General features: G+C 37.6%; 20 protein-coding genes. 17 read left to right on the top strand and 3 right to left on the bottom strand.

Annotated elements, in window-relative coordinates; translation table 11 throughout:
• Window positions 1-97: 97 nt before the first annotated feature.
• Window positions 98-1,906 (bottom strand): glutamine--fructose-6-phosphate transaminase (isomerizing), encoded by a 1,809-nt coding sequence (glmS, locus tag IGJ11_RS07510; protein ID WP_207431983.1) that lies wholly within the window; start codon window positions 1,904-1,906, stop codon window positions 98-100.
• 398 nt (window positions 1,907-2,304) lie between these two features.
• Between glmS and IGJ11_RS07505 the strand changes: the two genes are divergently transcribed.
• The 7 genes from IGJ11_RS07505 to yihA all read left to right on the top strand — a co-directional run bounded on the left by IGJ11_RS07505 (window position 2,305) and on the right by yihA (window position 9,235).
• Complete coding sequence (locus IGJ11_RS07505; protein WP_010737730.1) at window positions 2,305-2,595, top strand: hypothetical protein; 291 nt, start codon at window positions 2,305-2,307, stop codon at window positions 2,593-2,595.
• A gap of 12 nt (window positions 2,596-2,607) precedes the next feature.
• Entirely contained in the window at window positions 2,608-3,636 is a 1,029-nt protein-coding gene (gene sppA, locus IGJ11_RS07500) for a signal peptide peptidase SppA (protein ID WP_010718964.1), read from the top strand.
• A 2-nt stretch (window positions 3,637-3,638) separates the two neighbouring features.
• Complete coding sequence (locus tag IGJ11_RS07495) at window positions 3,639-4,292, top strand: RDD family protein (RefSeq protein ID WP_207431985.1); 654 nt, start codon at window positions 3,639-3,641, stop codon at window positions 4,290-4,292.
• 114 nt (window positions 4,293-4,406) lie between these two features.
• The gene (locus IGJ11_RS07490; protein WP_010718966.1) at window positions 4,407-5,348 is read left to right on the top strand and encodes a hypothetical protein; all 942 of its coding nucleotides are present in this window, start codon (window positions 4,407-4,409) and stop codon (window positions 5,346-5,348) included.
• 146 nt (window positions 5,349-5,494) lie between these two features.
• Entirely contained in the window at window positions 5,495-6,781 is a 1,287-nt protein-coding gene (tig, locus tag IGJ11_RS07485; protein WP_010718967.1) for a trigger factor, read from the top strand.
• A 179-nt stretch (window positions 6,782-6,960) separates the two neighbouring features.
• Window positions 6,961-8,211 carry an ATP-dependent Clp protease ATP-binding subunit ClpX gene (gene clpX / locus IGJ11_RS07480; RefSeq protein WP_010718968.1) on the top strand — a complete coding sequence of 417 codons (1,251 nt, stop codon included), beginning with the start codon at window positions 6,961-6,963 and terminating at the stop codon, window positions 8,209-8,211.
• 436 nt (window positions 8,212-8,647) lie between these two features.
• Window positions 8,648-9,235: a ribosome biogenesis GTP-binding protein YihA/YsxC gene (gene yihA / locus IGJ11_RS07475; RefSeq protein WP_010718969.1), complete on the top strand. Its 588-nt coding sequence runs from the start codon at window positions 8,648-8,650 to the stop codon at window positions 9,233-9,235.
• Between the two features lie 60 nt (window positions 9,236-9,295).
• Here the strand turns inward: yihA and IGJ11_RS07470 are convergent, their stop codons facing one another.
• Complete coding sequence (locus tag IGJ11_RS07470; protein ID WP_010737727.1) at window positions 9,296-9,445, bottom strand: SPJ_0845 family protein; 150 nt, start codon at window positions 9,443-9,445, stop codon at window positions 9,296-9,298.
• Between the two features lie 159 nt (window positions 9,446-9,604).
• Between IGJ11_RS07470 and IGJ11_RS07465 the strand changes: the two genes are divergently transcribed.
• The 8 genes from IGJ11_RS07465 (at window position 9,605) to IGJ11_RS07430 (ending at window position 18,782) form a co-directional block, all read left to right on the top strand.
• A complete protein-coding gene (locus tag IGJ11_RS07465) occupies window positions 9,605-10,909 on the top strand; it encodes a hypothetical protein (RefSeq protein WP_251849229.1) in 1,305 nt (434 codons plus the stop codon).
• 360 nt (window positions 10,910-11,269) lie between these two features.
• Entirely contained in the window at window positions 11,270-12,025 is a 756-nt protein-coding gene (locus IGJ11_RS07460) for a DeoR/GlpR family DNA-binding transcription regulator (RefSeq protein WP_207431989.1), read from the top strand.
• Window positions 12,022-12,957: a 1-phosphofructokinase gene (gene pfkB / locus IGJ11_RS07455; RefSeq protein ID WP_010718974.1), complete on the top strand. Its 936-nt coding sequence runs from the start codon at window positions 12,022-12,024 to the stop codon at window positions 12,955-12,957. Before IGJ11_RS07460 ends, pfkB begins: the two co-directional genes overlap by 4 nt.
• Window positions 12,954-14,885, top strand: coding sequence for a PTS fructose transporter subunit IIABC (locus IGJ11_RS07450; RefSeq protein WP_010737724.1), 1,932 nt, complete (start codon window positions 12,954-12,956; stop codon window positions 14,883-14,885). Before pfkB ends, IGJ11_RS07450 begins: the two co-directional genes overlap by 4 nt.
• Before the next feature lie 265 nt (window positions 14,886-15,150).
• A complete protein-coding gene (locus IGJ11_RS07445; RefSeq protein ID WP_207431991.1) occupies window positions 15,151-17,346 on the top strand; it encodes a hypothetical protein in 2,196 nt (731 codons plus the stop codon).
• A gap of 12 nt (window positions 17,347-17,358) precedes the next feature.
• The gene (locus IGJ11_RS07440; RefSeq protein WP_010718977.1) at window positions 17,359-17,883 is read left to right on the top strand and encodes a hypothetical protein; all 525 of its coding nucleotides are present in this window, start codon (window positions 17,359-17,361) and stop codon (window positions 17,881-17,883) included.
• Between the two features lie 22 nt (window positions 17,884-17,905).
• On the top strand, window positions 17,906-18,514 hold the full coding sequence (locus tag IGJ11_RS07435; protein ID WP_010718978.1) for a hypothetical protein: 609 nt from the start codon (window positions 17,906-17,908) through the stop codon (window positions 18,512-18,514).
• A 28-nt stretch (window positions 18,515-18,542) separates the two neighbouring features.
• Window positions 18,543-18,782, top strand: a complete 240-nt coding sequence (locus IGJ11_RS07430; RefSeq protein ID WP_010718979.1) for a hypothetical protein — start codon at window positions 18,543-18,545, stop codon at window positions 18,780-18,782.
• A gap of 109 nt (window positions 18,783-18,891) precedes the next feature.
• Here the strand turns inward: IGJ11_RS07430 and IGJ11_RS07425 are convergent, their stop codons facing one another.
• Window positions 18,892-20,451 (bottom strand): ClC family H(+)/Cl(-) exchange transporter, encoded by a 1,560-nt coding sequence (locus IGJ11_RS07425; protein WP_207431993.1) that lies wholly within the window; start codon window positions 20,449-20,451, stop codon window positions 18,892-18,894.
• Between the two features lie 230 nt (window positions 20,452-20,681).
• On the opposite strand from IGJ11_RS07425, the gene pcrA reads away from it, so the two are divergent.
• Window positions 20,682-22,919: a DNA helicase PcrA gene (gene pcrA / locus IGJ11_RS07420; protein ID WP_207431995.1), complete on the top strand. Its 2,238-nt coding sequence runs from the start codon at window positions 20,682-20,684 to the stop codon at window positions 22,917-22,919.
• A gap of 16 nt (window positions 22,920-22,935) precedes the next feature.
• Complete coding sequence (ligA, locus tag IGJ11_RS07415) at window positions 22,936-24,966, top strand: NAD-dependent DNA ligase LigA (protein ID WP_207431997.1); 2,031 nt, start codon at window positions 22,936-22,938, stop codon at window positions 24,964-24,966.
• Window positions 24,967-25,066 lie beyond the last annotated feature (100 nt).

Below are 25,066 nucleotides of genomic sequence, written 5' to 3'. Positions count from 1 at the left end.
ACACAAAAAAGCCAAAAAGGCAATGAAAATTAAATTTCATTGTTTTTTGGCTTTTTTCATGATAATTCATATTAGATTTATTTTTGAGGCAATTGTTCTATTCAACAGTCACAGATTTTGCCAAATTTCTCGGTTTATCAACATCAAGACCTCTTAGCAAGGTCGCATAGTAGGCAATCAATTGTGTAGGGATCACTGTGATTAATGAAGTAAGTAAAGGATGAACAACAGGCAATACTAATTGGTCATCTGATCGATCTAAGCCTTTTGTAGCCATGACCAATGTTTTTGCTCCACGACTTTCCACTTCTTTTAGATTTCCTCTCGTGTGTGCACCTGTTATCTCTTCGCTGATCATCCCGATAACCGGTGTGTTCGTTTCAATCAGCGCGATCGTACCATGTTTTAATTCCCCAGCTGCGAAACCTTCTGCTTGGATATAACTGATTTCTTTTAACTTCAATGCAGCCTCTAAAGAGACAGCATAATCTGTTCCACGTCCAATATAAAAAGCGTTTCTTGCATCCATTAGATAGTCAGCTGCTAACTCCTGTAAGTAGTCCTTTTGAGAAATTAGTTCTTCCATGCCATTCGCTACGATACTAAGCTCGTGCGTTAGATCGAATTCTCTAGCTGAAGAAAGATTTTTTTCATGACCAATTCCTTTAGCAAGTGCAGCTAAAACAGCGATTTGAGCAGTATAAGCTTTTGTTGAAGCCACGGCGATTTCAGGTCCAGCATGTAGTAAAAGAGTGTAAGAAGCTTCCCTTGATAAAGTAGAGCCAGGTACATTAGTGATTGTCAATGATGGGTAATTCAATTCATTCATTTTCACGAGTACTTGTCGACTGTCTGCTGTTTCTCCACTTTGGCTTAAGAAAATAAAAAATGGTTTCTCTGAAAGTAAAGGCAAATTATAACCAAATTCACTTGCAAGGTGGACTTCCACAGGAATACGGGTTAATTGTTCTAAAATAGGTTTTCCAACTAAGCCAGCATGGTAACTCGTTCCACAAGCAACAATGTAGATACGGTCACTGTTTTTAGCTGTTTCTAAAAGTTGTTTGTCCATCAGTACTTCATTCTCATGGTTCACGTAAGTTTGGGCAATCTTTCGCATAACGATCGGTTGTTCATCGATTTCTTTCAACATGTAGTAAGGATAAGTGCCCTTTTCAATATCAGCTGCATCAATTTGTGCTTCAAAAGAATTTCGTTCAACTGGTTGACCTGAGATCGTTTCGATTGAAATCTCATTTTTAGTGACGATCACTAATTCGCCATCTTCAATTTCAACAAATTCTTTCGTATAAGCCAGCATAGCCATTGCATCGCTGGCGATAACATTGAATCCGTCTCCCAGACCAATTAAGAGAGGGCTTTTGTTTTTAGCGACAAAAATTTGATCTGGCAGAGTACGATCAATTAATGCGAAAGCATAAGAACCTTTGATTAATTGAAGTGTTTTGACAAAGGCAGATTTTGTATCCAGTCCTTCATTTGCAAAAAATTCAATAAGATGAGCAATGATCTCAGTATCCGTTTCCCCTGAAAATTGATCCGTTTCTAAATAATCATTTTTTAGTTCAGCAAAGTTTTCAATTACACCGTTATGGACAAGAACAAAACGTCCGCTTTGAGAAGTGTGAGGGTGCGCATTTTTTTGAGAAGGTTCGCCATGAGTTGCCCAACGAGTGTGACCGATTCCGATTGTTCCCGCTGTTTCGTTTGTTAGCTTATCCTTTAGGTTCTGAATTCTACCTTGTGCTTTGACCAAAAAATCATTTTCATGATTCGCAACAAAGATTCCAGCCGAATCGTATCCCCGATATTCTAATTTTTCTAAACCATTGATCAATCCTGGTGTTACGTTTTCTAATCCAATCATTCCGACAATTCCACACATAAAAAACATCCTACTTTCTATAATATAATCATTATGAAAGTTTCCAGCTGCTGGAATCGATTTTTGTTCTATCTTCACAGATAGGTTTTGATCGATCCTATAGAGTGCAGTCCCTAGGGTCATCCGCCGAATATTTCGATAAACCCTTTCCTCGTCATCTGTAACTACAGACCAGGCGCTATTCCTTAAAATGAGAATGGTATATATAAACTCCTTTTTGTATTTTTCTGGAAACTTCTTAAATGATAACGTTGTTGTGTGACGTTTGTCAATAAAAAAGAGAAGAAATAAAATTGGTCTATATGGTTGTGGCGGGAGGGTCGAAATGAAGTTTTGACTATCATCTTTTTGCAGACTTCGGTACAATATGAGAGTAAGTAAAAGAAGGAGGATGAAAAATGGCATCAAATATCGCAGTCTTGACATTAGGCATGCTAAAAAAACAGTTGGCCGAACTTGAAAAAGTAAATACAGTGGATGATGAAACCAAAATCTTTTTAGATACTGGTTGGGATAGTATCCAAGAAATTGCGCCTGATGCGTTGACTATTGGAGAAGCGCAACAATTCGTAGTAGAAGATGAGTGGACAAAAGAGAAGTTCAATGGATTTACATTAGTCGAAAAAGCAGAAAAAATGAATGCAACTGGAGAAAAAGAAACAGTGATCGTTATCAAAAATTTATATTAAGCGAGGGAGAGTATGAATAAAAAGCGTTGGATAGCAGTGTTGATTGCGGCAGGCTTATTGGTTGTTTCGTTGGTATCATCTAGCCTGACGTCAAATTCAAAAGAAGAAAAGCAAATGAGTGGTTTGAATAGCTTATTATATGGCACTAATGAGTTATCGCCCACGGTTCTGGAAGAAGGAGATAGTTCAGAAAAAATCGTAAAATTGACTGTTGATGGGACGATCACTAGTGATGGAACATCAGGTTTGTTTGCAACAGAAGGATACAATCACGCTAAGTTTATGGAGCAATTAAATGCTATAAAAGAAGATAAAACGATCAAAGGGATGATGTTAGAAGTCAATTCTCCTGGTGGTGGTGTTTATGAAAGTGCAGAAATAGCTAAGACAATCAGTGATATCCGAAATGAACGAAATATTCCAATGTATGTCAGTATGAAAAATACAGCTGCTAGTGGCGGATATTATATCTCAGCCCAAGCAGATAAAATCTATGCAACAGAGGAAACAGTCACTGGGTCCATTGGTGTCATCATGTCAGGTCTTAATTATTCTGGACTTTTAGAAAAATTAGGGATCGAGGATACGACGGTAAAAAGTGGTGCATTGAAAGATATGGGTTCAAGTACTAGACCACAAACGCCAGAAGATCAAAAAGTCTTACAAACTTATATCGATAATGCCTACAATCGATTTGTCAAAGTAGTCAGTACTGGACGAAATCAATCAGAAGAAGAAGTCCGAAAAATTGCGGATGGTCGTATTTATGATGGAGAACAGGCGAAAGCAGTCGGATTAGTGGATGAAATTGGGTATCCACAAGACGCGTTAAAAGCAATGAGAAGTGAGCAACATTTAGAAAACGCTCAGTTAGTAGAATATGAAACGAATACTACTGGTTTTGCAAACACATGGTTCGGTTCGAAACTTGCTCAGCTTCAAGGCCTAAAAGCTTCTGAAACAAGTCAAATCTTGTCTTTCTTAGAAAATCAAGGAACCGTTCAATCACCAAAGGCAATGTATTATTACGGAGGTGAGTAAGCATGACGAAGCAACCAGAAGATTTAACTTCACATAACAAGGCAGATCGTCCTGCTGTAGGGCCAGATCCGAGCTTTTCTCAAAAAGTACTGCAATCTTTTAAAGAAAAACCACTATCTGAAAGTGAAATTAAAGTAAAGCAACAACAATGGCAACAGTATACCAAAGAAAAAGAGGAAACTATTAAAGTAAATGACTTTCCTAAATATTTTTATGCAGGGTTTTGGATAAGATTTCTTGCTTTTATAGTGGATCTTATATGTATTGGTTCAATCACACGTTTGACCATTGGATTAGCGGCTAATTTAGACTGGTTAAAAGTATCCGATTCTTATTTAAGTATTTATGGTTTTGCTGCTTTGCTGATTTACCTTAGTTATTTTATTTTATTCACGAAATTAAACCATGGACAAACAATAGGAAAAATGATTTTTGGGATTCGTGTGATTTGCTTTAATGAATCAGATTTGAGTTGGACAACAGTGCTGGTGAGAGAAGGCGCTTGTCGGTTCATTTTGAAATTCCCATTACTTTTTGTTGGCTATTTACCGACAATCTTTAATCAAAGAAAACAGCATATTGGTGATTATTTTTCAAATACGAGTGTAGTCACGCTAAATCTAGTCAAAGCCTTTAATCGAGAAATTAATGCTTGATTCATTTTATTTTTTCAACATGGCAATCTAAAAAAGATTGTCATGTTTTTTTATGTTTGATACTATAGTTTTATTCATGATTTTACTGGCAAAGAGTCGAAGGGAGAACGAACATTGGAGCCGATTGATTTTCCTGATAAATACGAAAATCTTATGCGTCTAGCGCAACAAGCATTAGCTGATCATCAATATTTACAAGCAAAGACATTTTTACAACGAGCATTGGAGCTTAAAGGAACATTTGAGGCGAATCGTCTACTTGTCCTTTGCTTAGTTGAGCTAGATGAAAAAAAAGAAGCGCTGAATCAGGCGTTTCCTTATGAAAATGACTACCTGACAGATGAAAAAGTGGCAGCTTTTTATTTTGATCTGCTGATCCAAACAAAAGATTATCTTTATGCTCGCAAGTTAATTGCCAGCTATGATTTTTCTGATTTATTTGAGCAACTCATGGTAGAGAAGATCCAACAAGCAGAAAATTTCACGAGTCAAAATGACCGTCAAAAAATACGTAAGATTCATCTTAGTGTTGAAAAAATGCCGACAATGCCACCTGCAGAACAACTTTTGGTTGTGTCTGAGATTGAAGAGTTGCCTTATCATGAATTGGTACAAACAATCAAAAAAATGATTATCTTACCAGAGATCCACTTATTAGTGCGAGCAAAAATGTTAGAGTCACTCGTGCAAGTGAAGAAACACCAGCCAGTTGTTTATTTAACGATGGATCAGACGTTTATAGAAGTCATACCTGCAACATTACCAAAACCAGAAAAGCAAAAGGCTTATGAACAGTTAATGCGATTAGCAGAAGCTTATGAAGATCAAGATGCCTATCTTAGTACAGTGCTAAAAGAAGAATTTATGATGCAATCCGCTCTTCTTTATCCTGTTTATGATACATATGTCGGTGATCCTAAAAAATGGTTTGCTGATACACTTAGCATGTATGATCCAAACTATAATAATAGACAAACAGAAGCAGAGGAAGCAGATTTCCTAGAAAAAAGGGGAAATATTTTAAGGGAAATGCTACTCTTTCAAAGTGACCGTTGACACTTATCAGATAAAAAAGTCATGAAAAACGTGGATTCTAACCATTCAATATGTTTACAATTTGAAAGGGTTAGTGTACTATTTAAGGGTATGCATGAAACGTTTTTGATGTATAAAATGAATTTTCTAAACTCGGAGGGAACTAAATGACTGCAACATTTGAAAAAAAAGGCACAAACGATGGTGTTTTAAAATTTACGATTGCGCAAGATGAAATTCAAAAAGGATTGACAGCTGCGTTTAATAAAGTTAAAGGAAACTTGAACGTACCAGGGTTCCGTAAAGGGAAAGTTTCACGCCAAGTATTCAACCGTATGTACGGAGAAGAAGCTCTTTATGAAGACGCATTGAATGCTGTCTTACCTGAAAGCTATGAAGCAGCAGTTAAAGAAGCAGGTATCGAACCTGTATCACAACCTCAAATCGATGTTGAAAGCATGGAAAAAGGGCAAGATTGGGTGATCACTGCTGAAGTAACAGTTAAACCTGAAGTGAAATTAGGTCAATATAAAGATTTAGTTGTTGAAAAACAAGACCGTGAAGTTACTGAAGCGGATGTGGAAGAACGTATCAAACGTGAACAAGAAGCTCAAGCAGAATTAGTAATCAAAGAAGATGCTCCAGCAGAAAATGGCGATACTGTAGTGATTGACTTTGAAGGCTTTGTTGATGGCGAAGCATTCGATGGCGGAAAAGGTGAAAACTATTCACTAGAACTAGGCTCTGGTTCATTCATTCCTGGCTTTGAAGATCAATTGATCGGTAAAAAATCAGGTGAAAGCTTAGATGTAACAGTTACTTTCCCAGAAGACTATCAAGCAGAAGACCTTGCTGGTAAAGAAGCAGTGTTCAAAGTAACGGTTCATGAAGTAAAAGCTAAAGAAGTACCTGAATTAGATGACGAATTTGCAAAAGATGTAGATGATGAAGTTTCTACATTAGCAGAATTGAAAGAAAAATATCTAAAAGAATTGACAGAAGCAAAAGAAAAAGAAGCAGAAGACGCAAAAGATGAAGCTGCAATCCGCTTAGCTGTTGAAAATGCAGAAATCGTTGATCTACCACACGTGATGGTTCACGATGAAGTACACCGTTCAATGGATGAATTTTTGAACAACATGCAACGTCAAGGAATCTCTCCTGACATGTACTACCAATTAACTGGTTCTACAGAAGAAGACTTGCACAAACAATTTGAAGGCGAAGCAGAAGTACGCACAAAAACAAATCTTGTAATCGAAGCTATCGCTAAAGCAGAAGGACTAGCAGCAACAGAAGAAGAAATCAACGCTGAAATCCAAGAATTATCTGAGACATACAACATGCCAATCGAACAAATCAAACGAGTGTTAACAGAAGATATGTTGGAACATGATGTGACAATGAAAAAAGCAATCGATTTGATTACTGGAACTGCTACTGAAGCAAAATAATCATCTTTTATTGCATTTTATCAAAGAGGAAACTGAGAGGTTTCCTCTTTTTGCATATTTTCGATTTTTGGTTCTTGTTTAGTGCTTTTGCTTTTTTTTGAATTATGGTATGATAGTAAAAGACTGTAAAGTCTGTGATAGTTTCTTGCATTTATGATGCAAGTTAAGGGGTGAAGACCATGTATGATAATCCAAGTGGCAATGAGACCGTACGTTGTTCTTTTTGCGGGAAAACACAAGAAGAAGTAAAAAAAATCGTGGCTGGTCCAGGGGTCTACATCTGTAATGAATGTATTGACCTATGCAAAGAAATCATTGATGAAGAATTTTATGAAGAAGCGGTACGTGAATTCACAGAAGTACCAAAACCATTAGAAATTTTGGAAGTCTTAAATAATTATGTGATTGGTCAAGATCGTGCAAAACGTTCATTAGCTGTAGCAGTATACAATCACTATAAGCGTGTTAATCAACAATCCCAAGAAGATGCAGATGATGTTGAACTGCAAAAAAGTAATATCTGTCTGATCGGTCCTACTGGATCAGGGAAAACTTTCTTGGCACAAACATTAGCTAAAACGTTAAATGTACCTTTTGCGATCGCTGATGCAACCAGTTTAACTGAAGCTGGTTATGTTGGGGAAGACGTCGAAAACATCCTATTGAAATTATTGCAATCAGCTGATTACAATGTGGAACGAGCTGAAAAAGGGATCATCTACATTGACGAAATCGATAAAATTGCTCGTAAAAGCGAGAATGTTTCAATTACTCGAGATGTTTCAGGTGAAGGTGTCCAACAAGCCTTATTGAAGATTTTAGAAGGGACAGTTGCCAGCGTTCCCCCTCAAGGCGGTCGGAAACATCCTCATCAAGAATTTATCCAAATCGATACGACAAATGTTTTGTTTATTGTAGGTGGTGCGTTTGATGGGATTGAAACAATTGTTAAAAATCGTCTAGGAGAAAAGACAATCGGTTTCGGGACTAAAAATCAAAAATTAGCAGATGGCGAAAGTGTCATGCAAGAAATCATTCCAGAAGATCTATTGAAATTTGGTTTGATTCCTGAATTTATTGGTCGTTTACCAGTAATGGCAGCACTTGAAAAATTAACGACAGAAGATCTTGTGCGTATTTTGACAGAGCCAAAGAATGCTTTGGTCAAACAATACCAAAAATTACTTGCTTTGGATAATACGGAATTAGAATTTGAACCAGAGGCATTAACAGCAATCGCTGAAAAAGCAATTGCCCGAAATACTGGGGCACGTGGACTACGTTCGATCATCGAAGAAATCATGATGGATATTATGTTTGACATCCCATCTAATGAGAATATCGAAAAAGTGATCATTACGAAAGAAGCTGCTGAATTAACAGGAGAACCGACTGTCGTTTATAAAGATTCTGAGAAAAAAGCGGGATAAAAGCAGATAGAAGCTGGAGTGCTGTCGTGAAAGTTAGTTATTGCTTTTGCGGCAGCTTTGTCTTTTTATCGAAACTATTGATTAATGATTAAGGCATTCTATTGACAGCAGGCGATTCAACGTTGTGATTACTCAAAATCGACAAATAGGGAAGATGACTTTCGTTTATGTAAAAACGTACTTTCCGCAATCAACTGCAGTTTTTCGATCGTTGAATCTTAGAATGAAATCAAAAAACCTCAAAACATGAGAAGCTGTTTCGAGATTTTTTTCTTTAAAGAACGAATCAATTCATGCTTCTCGCAACCTGTTACACGGCGTTTAAGAAGCGACTCTTCGTTTATCAGAGATTGTTTAATAAAGTGATATTAAACAATCTTCTCTCATCTCGATAGAGTTCATTTCTTCTTCAACGACCTTTTTTAGGAGAGATTTTATGAAAGTACATCAAGCAGAAATAGTGATTAGTGCAGTTGCACCAAAACAATACCCAGAATCTGATTTACCAGAAATTGCTTTAGCAGGGCGTTCAAATGTCGGAAAGTCTTCTTTTATCAATACGTTGATTGACCGAAAGAATTTAGCTCGCACTTCGGGAAAACCAGGTAAGACCCAAACATTGAATTTTTATTTGATTGAAAATGCGTTACACTTTGTCGATGTCCCTGGTTATGGTTATGCCAAAGTATCAAAGACTGAACGTGCAAAATGGGGTAAAATGATCGAAACATATATTACGACCAGAGAGCAGTTGCGAGCAGTCGTTTCTTTAGTCGATTTACGTCACAAACCTTCCCAAGAAGATATCCAGATGTATGAATTTTTGAAATATTACGATATTCCAGTGATTGTCGTAGCGACTAAAGCGGATAAGATACCACGAGGAAAATGGAACAAGCATGAAAGTGAAATCAAAAAAGCGTTGGATTTTGATAATAATGATCAGTTTATTTTATTTTCTTCTGTCACAAAGCAAGGAAAAGAAGAAGCTTGGCAGGCAATTGAAGAAGCAATTTCAGAATAAAAAACTAGTAGCAGACGAAGGACTCAAAGAGGAGAACATTCGCTTGCTACTAGTTTTTTTCTATTTTTTTGTCTGTTCTTTTTTTTCGTCATTTTTTGGTTTCAAAAAGCGATCGATTTCTTCTTTTGAAGCAACTGTTTTTTCTGGATCAACAGCAAAGGATTCAAATAATTTATCAAGATTATCTGTACGTTCAAATTTAAGCCCCAAATTATTCACCTCTTTGATTATTTGTTTCTATTCTACCATGGATAGTTACTAAAATAATTGGAAGTCGTTAAATTTTAGTTTTTTCTTATGCTTGGTTATAATTTAATTATAAAACACTTTGAAAGGAGTGAGAGCAGAGTGGAAGAACAACAATTATTAATGACGATTCAATTAACCGATTTGAATCAAAGTCAAAGAGAAAATGAATTGGAAGATTGGTTCTTTTTTATTCGGATGATGTTTAGTCCCTCATTTTTTCAGACTTCTCGTCAGACAGCACGAATATTTGAATGGACAACCTTTAAAAAGGAAGCAATGCAGGAATCTCAGTTCGCATTTGGTTGGCTGACTGTAAAAAATGAAACGAATGAGTGTCGTTTTCATTTTGATGGTCAACAATTGATCATTAAGAATATTTTGGAGAAGAATATTTTCTTACAACATGAATCGGTGATCAGAGATTATATCCAGCTTAAAATGGATAAAAATGGCGTATTTGCTTACTTACGTTCATACAATGAATTTAAGTATCATAATATTAAAGAAATTGAAGAACGGTTGAAGTTTGAAACACAAGAAGCTATTGATAAGTTGCCAAAGATGAGAGAACGATCGGGAGCGGTTGTGATTGATTGTAATCAATTGCCTGGTTACGATCTATCTCATGAGGGATTATGCTTTACTTCTTGTTGGGAAATGTATTACAGCTCTTACTACTATCGCATCATTCCGAAACAAGTATTTTTAGATGTCCAACAAGTGGAATTTGTAAAAGAGAAACAAAATGGTGTGATCTGTATTCAATTATATCGTGACCCTTTCAAATGGGCCGAGGAAACGAATCGACATTTTCAGACCTATTATCGCGACCAATTGGGATTTGATCATCTTTCTTGGGACAATGGCGTTGGGCTTTTGAAACCTCCATACATTGAGTATGCTTATACCGATCAAAGTATTCAATCTGTTCAATACCAAAATGAAAGAATGCAACCGACTCAGAAAAAGGATGCGACGTTCTTCGTTACTCGAAGTTATAATTTTGTCAATGATGAATACCACGAAAAGCGAGTAAGAGGGCGGTTGAATACACAAGCTTATTTTCCTTGGGTAGATGAGCAGCGGGCGCAGATGATGTTTTACAAAGTGATTGATCCCCGTATTTCTTTAGATGATGGGATCGAAGCTTATTGCTACTATATAAGAGAATACTTAGAGATCGCAGTTGACGATGAAAAATATCAAGAATATTTAGTTACTTTACGATTATACGTACCTACTGAAAATTTGACACAGCTCCCATTGAATGAAATTCGCGAAAAACTATCAGATATTCAGTTTAAGCGAATAAGAAAAAGACGAGGACGTTTAAGCTTTGACGTGAAAAAAGGTGTAAATCATCTTAGAGTAGAAATCTATGATTATCCAAAGTTAAACAAATTTGCGACATTACAAAAAATTTGAGGTGATCACATGGATAAACACTTATATTATCGGGTCATGTTACCTACAGCATTTGTAGCTTTTTTGATGTTCTTTCTTCCCAACATCCCTGTACGATCAATTTTGGGCTTTATCATTATGTTCATTGGATTAGGAAGGTACTATTATTTAGTGCATAGAAAATAAAGCATATAAAAGGTTGTGGAAGAATCGTACAGCGAATACCGTTCGTACTTCTTTACAACCAATCAAGAGTCTGGACCAGTTGAAAGTTCAGACTCTTTTTTTGAATGTTTTAGATTGTCTGTGAATGTTTTTGAATGATTTTTATTGATTAATAAAAAGAATTATGCTACTATATGTCGTGAGGTGATCGTGGAAATGCTTACAGAAGAGCGCAGACAAAAAATACTACACTTGTTAGAACAAAATAAAATAGTGAAATCTCAAGATTTAGTAACACTTCTAAACGCTTCTGAATCAACGATTAGACGTGATTTGCAAGAGCTGGAGAATGATGGTCTGTTAGAAAGAATCCATGGTGGCGCGAAAAAAGGGCAACTTTTAGGGTTTGAACAGAATATGAGTGAAAAAACGCTCAAAAACGTTCATGAAAAGCAAACAATTGCTCGATTAGCAGCTCAATTAATCAATGACGATGACGTTATTTATTTAGATGCTGGGTCCACGACGTTAGAAATGATCCCATATTTGCAAGAGAAAAAGGTAACGGTAGTAACTAATTCAGTGAAACATGCAGCTAGTTTGGTTGATTTGCAACTTCCCACCATCATATTAGGTGGACAAGTTAAATTATCAACAAATGCTGTACTAGGAAATAGTACAATCAGCCAGTTAAAAAATTTCTATTTTAATAAAGTGTTTATGGGAATGAACGGTGTTGACTTGAACCGTGGATTTACAACGCCAGATCCGGAAGAAGCAGCCGTGAAACGTCTAGCAATGGCAAATGCGGAAGAAAGTTTCGTCCTGATTGATCATTCTAAGTTCAACAAGCTTAGTTTCACTTCTGTGGCACCTTTAGAAGCAGCCACGATCGTAACCGAACGTTGTCCATTGGAATTTGTTACCGATTATCGGGAACGGACAACTATCAAGGAGGCAGCTATACAATGATTTATACAGTAACATTAAATCCGTCGATTGACTTTATCGTACGTGTCGATGGGTTAAAAATCGGGGAATTGAATCGAATGAAAGAAGACTTTAAAGTTCCTGGCGGAAAAGGGATCAATGTTTCTCGAATTTTGAAAAGAATTGACTCTGATTCGACAGCCCTTGGTTTTTTAGGAGGCTTTACAGGAAACTTTATCGCAGAGTGGTTGGAAAAAGAAACAATCCAAACTTCTTTTACAACAGTTCAATCAGATACTCGGATCAATATCAAATTAAAATCTGATTCTGAAACGGAGATCAATGGTTTAGGCCCAACGATCTCAGATGAAGAAATCCAATCATTCAAGCAAGCGCTAAGTGTTGTGAACAAAGGGGACATCGTTGTCTTATCTGGTAGTACTCCTGCCAGCTTAAGAAAAGGGTTCTATCAAGAATTGATTGAGATCATTCGTGAAAAAGAAGCAGACTTTGTGATTGATACAACTGGGGATGATCTAAAAAATTCTCTTGCTAAAAGACCATTGTTGATCAAACCTAATAACCATGAATTAGCCGAATTATATCAGACACACTTTGATCGTGTGGAAGAGATTTTGCCATATGGTAAGAAACTATTAGCTGAAGGGGCACAAAATGTCTTGATATCAATGGCGGGAGATGGTGCCTTGTTATTTACTAATGAAGGTGCTTACCGATCAAACGTATTAGTTCGCCCGTTAAAAAACTCGGTTGGTGCAGGAGATTCGATGATTGCAGGATTTATTGGTGCTTATAGCAAAAATCAAGATCCAGTGGAAGCATTTAAATGGGGAGTCGCTTGTGGAAGTGCGACAGCATTTTCTGATGATTTAGCTTCTAGAGCATTGATTGATGAACTGTTACCAGAAGTTGAGATAACAAAAATAGATTCGTTTTCAGGAGGATTATCATGAATATCAAAGATTTAATGATCAAAGATGCAATGATCATGGACCTACAAGCAACTGATAAAAAAGGCGCAATTGATGAAATGGTCCAAAAAATGTTTGCTGCCGGAAGAATCTCAGATATTGAAACCTATAAAGAGGGGATTTTAGCACGAGAAGCGCAAACTTCTACCGGACTAGGTGACGGCATTGCGATGCCTCATGCAAAAAATGCAGCAGTAAAAGAAGCAACCGTACTATTTGCTAAAAGTAACAAAGGGGTCGATTATGAGGCATTAGATGGTCAGCCGACTTACCTATTCTTTATGATCGCAGCTCCAGAAGGCGCAAATGATACACACTTACAAGCGTTAGCTGCCTTATCCCGCCTTTTAGTGGATCCAGATTTTGTTGCAAAATTAAAAGAAGCAGATTCACCAGAAGCTGTACAAGAATTATTCCAAACAGCGGAAGATCAAAAAGCTGCGGAAGAAAAAGCAGAACAGGCAAAACAAGCTGAAGCTGCAACCGTTGATCCTAAGAGCAAGTTTGTTATTGCAGTAACCGCTTGTCCAACAGGAATTGCCCACACTTATATGGCGGAAGATGCTTTGAAGAAAAAAGCGAAAGAAATGGGCGTAGAGATCAAAGTTGAAACAAACGGATCAGAAGGCGTTAAAAACTTATTGACAGCTGAAGACATCGCTCGTGCAGATGGTGTAATCGTAGCAGCAGATAAAAAAGTTGCCATGGATCGTTTTGATGGGAAAGAACTTGTCAATCGTCCGGTGAGCGACGGGATTCGTAAACCAGAAGAACTGATCAATCTTGCTTTAAGCGGTACTGCACCAGTTTATCATGGACAAGGGAAAGATACTGGTTCTGATGAAGGAAATGCAGAAGGAACCGTCGGTCAACGAATCTATAAAGATTTGATGAATGGTGTTTCTCATATGCTGCCGTTTGTTATTGGCGGTGGGATTGCGATTGCTCTTTCTTTCATGGTAGACCAATTTATGGGTGTACCACAAGATCAGCTTGCAAACCTTGGGAATTATAATCAAATTGCCAGCTGGTTCAACCAAATCGGTCAAGCTGCTTTTGGTTTCATGTTACCAGTTCTTGCTGGATTTATTGCTTCAAGTATCGGGGATCGCCCTGGTTTGATTGTTGGTTTTGCTGCTGGTGCATTAGCTAATACTGGCGGTGCAGGCTTCTTAGGGGCTTTGATCGGCGGTTTCTTAGCTGGATATGTCATTGTGTTCTTGCGTAAACTCTTCAAGAAATTACCTAAATCATTAGACGGAATCAAAACGATTCTCTTTTATCCCGTGTTTGGGTTGTTGATTACCGGTTTCTTGATGTTGTTGGTTAATGTACCGATGAAAGCAATCAATGATGCATTAAACGGATTTTTAACAAGCATGAGCGGTTCAAACGCTGCGTTACTTGGAGCTTTACTTGCAGGAATGATGGCTGCTGACTTAGGTGGACCAATTAATAAAGCGGCTTATGTTTTCGGTACAGCTACGCTAGCAACAACTGTTGCGACTGGCGGTAGTGTCGTGATGGCTTCTGTTATGGCTGGTGGGATGGTTCCACCATTAGCAATTTTTGTTGCTACTCGTTTATTCAAAAATAAATTTAGTAAAACAGATCAAGATGCTGGTCTAACGAATATTGTGATGGGCTTGTCCTTTGTAACAGAAGGATCGATCCCATTTGCAGCAGCTGATCCGATCCGCGCCATTCCAAGTTTCATTATTGGCTCTGCTTTAACAGGTGGTTTAGTTGGTGCTTTCGGTATCAAATTACTTGCTCCTCATGGTGGGATTTTCGTTGTATTCTTGTTAAGTCATCCAGTCTTGTACTTAGCATTCATCGCTATTGGTGCAATCGTTTCTGGTGTGATTTATGGTTTACTAAGAAAATCACCAACAGTAACAACAGCATAATTTTCAATTTATAAATATGAGACCTTCTTACGGAATTTAACAATAATTTTCGTAAGAAGTTTTTTTTGTGAGATTAAATGCAAATTTTTTGAAAATTAAAAAATGGAAAGCGAAATTGATCAATAGATGCATAAATATAGGATTTGTGATTAGAAATTAGTTATTTATTGACGGATATAAATGTGTATAGTATCATTTTTTTGTAATCTAATGTTAATCAAAAGCGCTTTTATATAAAAAAAGAATGGTTATAGAGGAGGGGAATATGAAAAAAAGTACAAAATGGGTTGTTTTATCGCTCTTTATTCTTTGTGCTAGTATTGTCCCAGTCAATGACTTTGATGCACAAGAAAATTCTGAGAATAGTGTAAATCTCCATGACAATGTGCAAACGAGCACAAGTGATGAGTACTCCGTTTCCTTTGAGACAACTACGGAAGAATCCCATGAAGATGTCAATAATCAAGTCACCGAAGCATCAACAAGCAGCGAAGAAACAAAACAAGTGTTAGCAGAAAACGCTGAACTGTCCGACGAAATTGGTGCAATTAGTCCTTTGGTTGGAGAAGGAACATTAGAAAGTCCTTATACTGCAGCAACAGCAGATGAATTAATTAGGGTAATGAGTGAGATCAATAATGATTCAGGTTCGGGAACCTATTATGTTGCTTTGACAGCAGACATCGTGTATACAGATGCGGATGTTTTTGAGTTTTATAAAAATGTCGAGATCGATGGTCAAAATCATCATATGCTATATACCAACGCTTCCAACTCAACCGCTTCGAATACTGGCTATCGAGTGAAGATTAGTGGATTAAGAATCAAATTGAAAAACATGAATTTTGGAAGCGCGACACTAACTGATGAAAATGGCGTTATCTATGGCAACCAATCTTACTACGGGATCTTAGGGGCTGGAAGTTTATCTGTCCTCTCATTTGACGCGGTTTTTGAAAACGTCAATTATTATGGCAAGACCGGGGCGCAACCACTTCTAGCTTGGCATACAGAATCCACCTTCACCTTTGAGGGGAAAAATGAATTTGTCAGTGAAGCAGGAGCAAACAGCGAAGAGTTCATGGAAGGAAACAACATTACATTTGCGAAAGATTCGACGACGATTATCAACCACCAAACGAGTACGAATCTCGCTTTGTTTTATGGTTCAGCTTCTGGCGGATCGGGTGATCGGAAAATACGAGTCACTCTTGAAGAAAATGCGAATGTGCAATTGACATCAAGCAAAGATTATTTTTCTTATGATGGGACAGGATTAATTTTTACGATTGGTCAAAATGCTGAATTTTTGTATGAACAAACAGGTAACAAGCCAATGAATTTTACGAATGGTCAAGCAGCAGAAATCAATTTTGGCGCTAATTCACAAACTTCAATGATCAGCCAAGGCAGATTCAATTCAAATGGAAATGTTGTAATGAATGCGGATGAGCCCGATTTTGTTCGTTTTCAAAATACTTCTAATACCAACGGCTTGTTTGCTAGAAATATGACATTTAACCGGATCGATGGAGTAGCAGGAGAAATAGGAGGCTATCAATTTAGCTATTTAGCAACTGATCAAAGTTTACAAAAAAAGGAAGTAGTAGGAGCTGGTACAGCTACATTAAATGACAGTTACTTTACAAATACAGCTCTAAAACAAGCAATCTATCAAAAAAAAATCAATATTACCGATTGGAAAGCACAGCCGAGTGTAGCGGTCGGACAAAGTCAATTAGACACTACGATCAATGCTTATGAGCCAGCCAGTCGGATAGGAAAGGCAACGACGTTTAAATTAAGTACGAAACAACTTTGGAGTGAAACCGATTTAACGACTGAGGAAGCACAACAACAAGTTGAGCTTGCTGATGAAAATACAGATGGGATGATCGCAGTCGAAGAAACCGCGGGAATGACATGGACAAAAGAAAAACTACCAGCTGGAACTTATTTTGTCTATACAAAAATAGCTGGTGCCGTCAACGATGATCCCGAACTTCAAGCCTATTTAACTGAAAGCCTTTGGGTAGAACAACAGGTGGAAGTAGTCAAAAGTCCATTAAGTGTGGAAGTACCTTTAGAAATGATATTTGAATCGAAAACAGAAGGTGCATTCGACACGGCATCTTCGACCAAACCAATCATTAGTTCGAGTAACTATCCCATTGATTTTACGATTGGCACGGTTCAAGATCTTACAGCTGATTCATCAGTTGTGCTAGTCAATCAATTTTCTGGCGGAAATCATAACGAGTTGATTCTTAATCTTGTTGCCACTGATGGGACAACGATGGGACCGTTGGTTGTCGGGCAAAATAATGTGGACAGATTGGAAATTGCCCCTTTTTTAACAGAACCAATTGAACTTTATTTAGCTGGAGAATTTTCAGGAAACATTTTACAAAAATATTATCCTAGTTATGCCTTTACTTATCAACTATCAGCTAAAGAATAAAGGAGAAAAGCAATGGAAGAAACAAAACGGAAAAAACAAAAACAGGTACTACTCATTCTACTAGGATTATTGTTGTTGCTAAGTGGCTGGCTAGTGTACCGCTATTATCTTCAAGCAAAACCAGAGCCCGTTACTATTGTTAGTGGCGAATTTTTACCCGCTGGGAAAGATGCCCAAAAAATCTCTGACTCTGAAAAGAAAAAAATCGCGCAGGTTGCAGTAGATAAAAGCAAATTCAATTTAGTTATCTCACCTGAAGCGAAAATCGATCGACAAACAGGGAGCGGCGAATTGATGATAAAAAATCCCAGTGAAAATGGCTATCCGATCAATGTAGAAATTAGAGAAAAAAAGAACAATCAACTTGTTTATACTTCCGGTGCGATTCAGCCCGGGTATGAAATAAAAAATGTCACGTTGGAACAGGCATTAGAAAAGGGGGAGTATCCATCAGTTGCTTTATTTAGTTTGTATGACCCAGACACCAACGAAAAAAAAGGTCAAGTGGCTGCAGGAGTTACATTAACAGTTGAATAAAAAATAAAAGGGGTTTATTGATATGATGAAAAAAGTACTTGTAAGTATGTTGTTTAGTGGGAGTTTTGTTGGATTTGTTGCGCCTGCAATGGTTCAAGCGGAAGACGTGATTGGTGTTGACCAAGCCGATATTCAAATCAATGGTACGATTGGATTAGATAACACAGATCCAGAAGAAGCGATTGAGGAAAGTCATGACAATTGGATCAATGTGACATTAGATACAGCGACCATATTCTATAACGTAAGCGGGCGAAATGATATTGAATCTCCAACCTATAATATTGAAAATAAATCGGGACGTCCAGTTGATGTATCCATTGCAGATTTCGCGCAAACAAATGCCGAAAGTATCACAGAAATTTCTAGTCTAAATCTTGTTTCTCCAGCAGCAACGAACACTTCCTTGATCGCCGCAGGAACACTCACAGATTTTGCGACGACACCAGTCAAACTCTTTACATTAGCAAACAATGAAGGAAAACTAACTGCAAATGGTACCGCAAATAATGCTTTTTCGACCACCTTCAACTATGCTGGAACAGTATCTTCTACCACAGCAACCAAGAGTACACCAACGTTCAATTTGACGTTGCAATTAGATGCTGTATCTTGGACAGCAGCGCCTTAAACTGATTAAAAAAGTTAGAAGGGATAATATGAAGGCAACACTTGACGTAAAAGGATCACTTGGAATTGATGCCGAACTGCCAAATGACCAGCAAGAAAGTGCAGGGGCTCAAAAACCAGGTTATGTGATTAAAACAGAAGTAAAAACGATGAGTACCTTCCCCAAAACAACGGACACAGACAGTTTAATGATTAGTTTCTTGGGAATATTCCTTGTAGGAGTAACAATTACAGTGAAGTATTTTTGGGGAAATAAAGAAAGAGAATAAGATGAAAAGTTTATTTAAAGATAAAGATACTGGTTGTATTTCCCTATAAAATAAAAATTTGCTCTTACCACTAGCATACTGGCTAATCGTAAGAGCAAATTTTTATTGTCTAAAAGGCTTGTTTCGTCGTTAAAATCGAAGAGCGAGCAACAATCGTTTTCCGTACGCTTGAAAGATGACGTTCATCGGTTAAGATGACTAAAATGTCGCCAACATTCATGATTGTATCCCCATGAGTTAAAATCTCTTTATTTCCTCTAATAATGGAAACGAGTAACATATGTTTTGGCCAATTGAAATCTCTGACCATTCGTCCATCCAATGTACTTTCCGCAGTGATTGGAAAATCAAAGGTTGTTTTGCCGACTAATATTGGTTGTTTTTCTTGTTGAATCAATCGCTCGAGTAAAGATTCGTAAATCGGATTGCCTCCTAATAAATCATTGCTAACGTAAGCGAAGAGTGAAACGACACCTAAAGGCATCAAATGATTCAAAGAACCGACCATCTCCGTTACTAAGATAATTGCAGTCAACGGGGCTTTTCCGATTGCTGTAAAGTAACCTGCCATCGCAATCACGAGAAAGTCTTTGACATAAATCGGATTCATACCAACTAAGTTCACTAAAGCCCCTCCATAAAATGCTCCAATCAGCGCACCTAAAGTTAGGATTGGTAAAAAAATCCCGCCCGGTAAACTGGCGCCATATGAAACCATAGAAAAGAAAAACCGTAAGATAAATAGACCTGCAATCAATTTTAATGGGTAAAAGGCATGTCCTGAAGTGATGATGATCTGGTTTCCGCCCCCTAGGATTGTTGGCCAAAAATAGCCAATCGGCAAAACTAAAAGAAAAGGAACGATTCCGTGAAAGTGTGCAGGAATTGGCAGCTTTCGATAAAATTTTGGTAAGCTAAGCAAAACGATCTGATAAATATACCCTAGCACACCGAGAATAATACCTAGAATAATTAAAAAACCATAATATTTTAACGGTAAAGACGGAATTTTTCCTAGAGACAATACAGGTTTCAAACCGAAAAAATAAAGTGACACAAAATTAGCAGTGATCGCTGATGTAAAGGATGTCAGCCAAACTAATGGAGAGAAAGAATGATGGATTTCTTCTAAAACAAATAATAACCCAGCAATCGGTGCATTAAATGCTGCTGCTAATCCCGCACTCGCTCCGCTAGAGATAAGAATTTTCTTTTCAGCTGAAGAGCTGTTTAATAATTGGCTTGTTCCTTCACCCACCACTGCGCCTAACTGGATTGATGGACCTTCTCGACCTAAGAATAAACCGGAACCAACCGATAACACGCCTCCAATAAATTTTTTCCATAGAACAGAAAACCATGAGACTGTTAATTCTCCTTGTAATTGTCCTTCAACTTGGGGAATGCCGCTTCCTTTAATATCGGGATCGCTTTTGATAAGAAATCCCACAAAAATAGCAATAATAATTGAAGCTGCTAAGATAAATGCTAAATATAAAGGTTCTTGTTGACTATGAAGGTAAACTTGTTCGGTCAATTCACCAAATTTCTCAATCGCCAGGCGAAAAATGCTAACGATACCGCCAGTGAGCAACCCAACTAAGACCCCTTTTAAAATATAATATAGTTGCGTTTTGTCGACATGTTTAAATAATGTTTTTGCTTTCATTGCTAATCCCTCGTTTCAATTTAATTTAGCGTGATTTTTTCTTTTTTACAAGAGGAAAAGAAAAGAAATTTTTTTTCATTGCAAATTTATCGCTTTGCAAACAAATTTTCATTTCGCTTGCAGTGATCAGATTGCGGTTATTACTACCCTATTCATAGATAATATATGCTTTAATGAAAGCTGGGGAAATGCTATAATTAAACGGATTGATAAAAGAAAGGATGTTGTAAATGTCATCCAAAAGTGAATTATTGAATGGGATGAATCCTCGACAAAAAGAAGCGGTTCTTCATACCGAGGGACCACTATTATTGATGGCCGGTGCAGGTAGTGGGAAAACGAGGGTCTTGACCCACCGAATTGCTTATTTGATTGAAGAAAAGGAAGTAAATCCGTGGAACATCCTAGCGATTACTTTTACCAATAAAGCCGCTAAAGAGATGAAGGAGCGGGTAAATGCCATTTTAGAATATGGTGGCGAAGATGTTTGGGTGTCGACTTTCCATTCCATGTGTGTGCGTATCTTAAGAAGAGATGTCGATTTTATCGGTTACAACCGAAATTTTACTATTATCGATTCTTCTGAACAGTTGTCTTTAATGAAACGTATCTTAAAAGAATTGAATATTGATCCGAAAAAATACGATCCCAGAAGTATACTTGGAACGATTTCACAAGCAAAAAACAACTTGCAAAACCCTCAGGAGTTTGCCAAATTGCAAGGAAGTTACTATGAAGAAATTGCAGCTAAGTGTTATGTAGCTTATCAAAAAGAATTACAATATAACCAATGTATGGATTTTGATGACTTGATTATGAATACCATTCGGTTATTTGAAGAGCATCCTGATTCTTTGACTTATTATCAAAATAAATTCCATTACATCCATGTGGATGAATACCAAGACACGAACCATGCACAATATACTTTAGTTAATCTACTCGCCCAAAGATTCCAAAATTTATGTGTTGTGGGGGATGCTGATCAAAGTATTTACGGTTGGCGTGGCGCTGATATGCAAAATATTTTGGATTTTGAAAAAGATTATCCGAATGCCACAGTCATTTTATTAGAGCAAAACTACCGTTCGACTAAAACAATTTTAAGTGCTGCCAACCAAGTGATCGAAAATAATAGCAATCGAAAGCCGAAAAATCTTTGGACAGAAAACCGGGAAGGAAATAAAATCACTTACTACCGTGCAGATAACGAGCGAGATGAAACACGTTTCATTGTGGATCGTATGCAAGAGCAAATTCGTGAAAATCAACGGAATTATGGCGACTTTGCGATTTTGTATCGAACTAATGCTCAGTCTCGTGTGATGGAAGAAACCTTACTAAAAGCGAATATTCCTTATAAAATGGTGGGCGGACATAAGTTCTACGACCGTAAAGAAATTAAGGATATTTTAGCGTATTTGAATGTGATTGCGAATCCTCAAGACTCAATCAGTTTTGAACGGATCGTTAATTCGCCTAAACGCGGGATCGGACCTGGCTCAATCGAGAAATTAAGAAGTTTTGCGACGATCCACCAATGGCCACTCCTTGAAGCGGCGCAAAATGTTGATTTAACTAACATTGGTGGAAAAGCCGGTCAACAATTAGCAGTTTTTGGCGATATGATCAATGACGTCACACAAATGGTTCCCTATCTAACAGTGACCGAACTGACAAAAGAAATCTTAGAACGTAGTGGGTATCTAGAGGACTTAAAAATTCAAAATACTTTAGAATCACAAGCAAGAATCGAAAACTTGGAAGAATTTTTAACCGTTACTCAAGAATTTGATAAACAATTTGAAAAACAAAATGAAGAAAATGCGGATGCACCAGAAGAAAAATTAACTGTATTTTTAAATGACTTGGCCTTAGTTTCTGACATCGATAATTTAGAAGAAGAAACTACCCAAGTGACATTGATGACTTTGCATGCCGCAAAAGGTCTTGAATTTCCAGTCGTCTTTCTGATTGGTTTGGAAGAAGGAGTTTTCCCATTGTCACGAGCCTTGATGGAAGAAAGCGAATTGGAAGAAGAACGAAGACTTGCTTATGTCGGGATCACGAGAGCAGAAGAAGCACTCTACCTGACCAATGCTTTTTCCCGTACCTTATATGGCAGGACACAATATAATCGACCTTCTCGCTTTGTAGAAGAAATCGATCAAGAATTATTAGAAGTCCAAGGCATGCGGCCAACGCCAAAACAAACGAGTCCTTTTACGAGCAGAGCAGCTAAACCAGCCTACAAACAACCAGTAACAACTGTTGTTTCTTCAAAAACAGCAACTGGTGGAGAAAGCAATAGCTGGAAAGCAGGCGATAAAGTCAACCATAAAAAATGGGGGATCGGAACAGTGGTAAGGGTAAATGGTACTGCCAAAGATTTAGAATTGGACGTGGCATTTCCTAGTCAAGGTGTGAAACGGTTGTTAGCAGCATTTGCGCCAATTGAAAAAGTTTAAACAGGGGGGATAAACGATGGAACATGAAATGACAATTGATGAAGCTGCAAAACGAGCAGAAGAACTACGATCTCGGTTAAATCGTTGGTCCAGAGAATATTATGTTGAAGATAAACCAACTGTCGAAGATTATGTTTATGATCAAGAATATGCTGAATTAGTAGCAATTGAAGAGCAATATCCTGATTTAATCACTTCGGATTCACCAACTCAGCGAGTAGGGGGGAAAGTTCTCAGTGGGTTTGAAAAAGTGACTCATGATATTCCGCTTTATAGTTTGAATGACGTATTTAGCAAAGACGAACTCTTTGCCTTTGATCAACGTGTCCAAAAAGCGATTGGTCGCCCTGTTGATTACTGCTGTGAGTTAAAAATTGATGGTTTATCGGTTTCCTTGCGCTATGAAAATGGCGAATTTGTTCGTGGTGCAACAAGAGGAGATGGGACGGTTGGCGAAAATATCACAGAAAATCTAAAAACAGTTCGTTCTGTCCCATTGAAGTTGAAAGATGCTATCAGTATCGAAGTCCGCGGCGAATGTTTTATGCCCAAAAAATCATTTGTGCAATTAAATCAAGCAAGAGAAGCAGAAGGAAAAGATATTTTTGCAAATCCTCGAAATGCAGCTGCAGGATCACTGAGACAACTGGACTCTAAAATTACTGCAAAACGTAATTTGGATACTTTTTTATATACGGTAGCGGATTTTGGACCGATGAAAGCGACAACCCAATATGATGCTTTAGAAGAATTAGAACAGATCGGTTTCCATACGAATCACGAAAAGCGTTTGTGTCATTCGATTGATGAAGTTTGGTCATTTATTGAAGAATACCATGAAAAACGAATGGACTTAACCTATGAAATTGATGGAATCGTCATCAAAGTGAATGAATTTTCTTTACAGGACCAATTAGGTTTTACTGTCAAAGCACCTCGTTGGGCAACAGCGTATAAATTCCCACCGGAAGAAGTAGAAACGAAGATCGCAGAAATCGAATGGACGGTTGGGCGGACTGGTGTTGTGACACCTACAGCGATTATGACTCCGGTACGAGTGGCTGGGACGACAGTTAGTCGAGCAAGTCTGCATAACGGTGATTACATCAAGTTAAAAGATATAAGGTTGCACGATATTGTTCGTATCTACAAAGCAGGAGATATTATCCCTGAAGTAGCACAAGTCGTGTTGGATCAACGACCTGCTGATAGCGAACCTTATGTTTTACCAACACATTGTCCGATCTGTCATAGTGAATTAGTTCATCTTGATGAAGAGGTTGCACTTCGTTGTATCAATCCGAAGTGTCCAGCACAAATCAAAGAAGGATTGAATCATTTTGTTTCACGTAACGCCATGAATATCGATGGCCTAGGACCAAGAGTATTGGCACAGATGTATGATAAACAACTAGTTACAGATGTGGCTGATCTTTACAAGCTAACGGAAGAGGAATTGCTGACGTTAGATAAAATCAAAGAAAAATCAGCCAATAATATACTGACAGCGATCCACGATAGTAAGGATAATTCGGTCGAAAGATTGATATTTGGCTTAGGGATTCGCCACGTCGGCTCCAAGGCAGCGAAGATATTAGCAGAGCATTTTGGCGATCTGGAAACATTAAGTAAAAGTGACTTTGAATCGATCATTGCGCTAGACACGATCGGCGATACAATTGCTGATAGCGTAGTGACTTATTTCAGTAATGAAGAGGTCCATGACTTGATGTCCGAACTAAAACAAGCAGGTGTCAACTTTGAGTATAAAGGGATTCGTTCTTCACAGATCGAAACGATCGAATCACCTTTTAAAGAAAAAACAGTGGTTTTAACAGGGAAATTGACTCGTTTTACGCGTGAAGAAGCAAAAGAAACCATTGAAAATCTTGGAGGTAAGGTTACTGGCAGTGTGTCTAAGAAAACCGATATCGTGGTTGCAGGCGAAGACGCTGGTAGTAAGCTGACCAAAGCACAAGAACTAGGAATCGACGTATGGTCAGAAGAAAAAATGGCAGAAGCATTAGCTGACAGTCATTTTAATTAAGAAAATCTGATTTTTTTCAGACAAATTTCAAGAAACAATTTCAGATGGGAATCACTTATGTTAAAATAGAGAGCAAAGTTTTTAACTCGTTTAGAAAGAA

The organism is Enterococcus sp. DIV0691 (genome assembly GCF_051711145.1).
Classification (GTDB): Bacteria; Bacillota; Bacilli; order Lactobacillales; family Enterococcaceae; genus Enterococcus_B; species Enterococcus_B hirae.
This window is presented reverse-complemented; position numbering and strand designations above follow the sequence as displayed.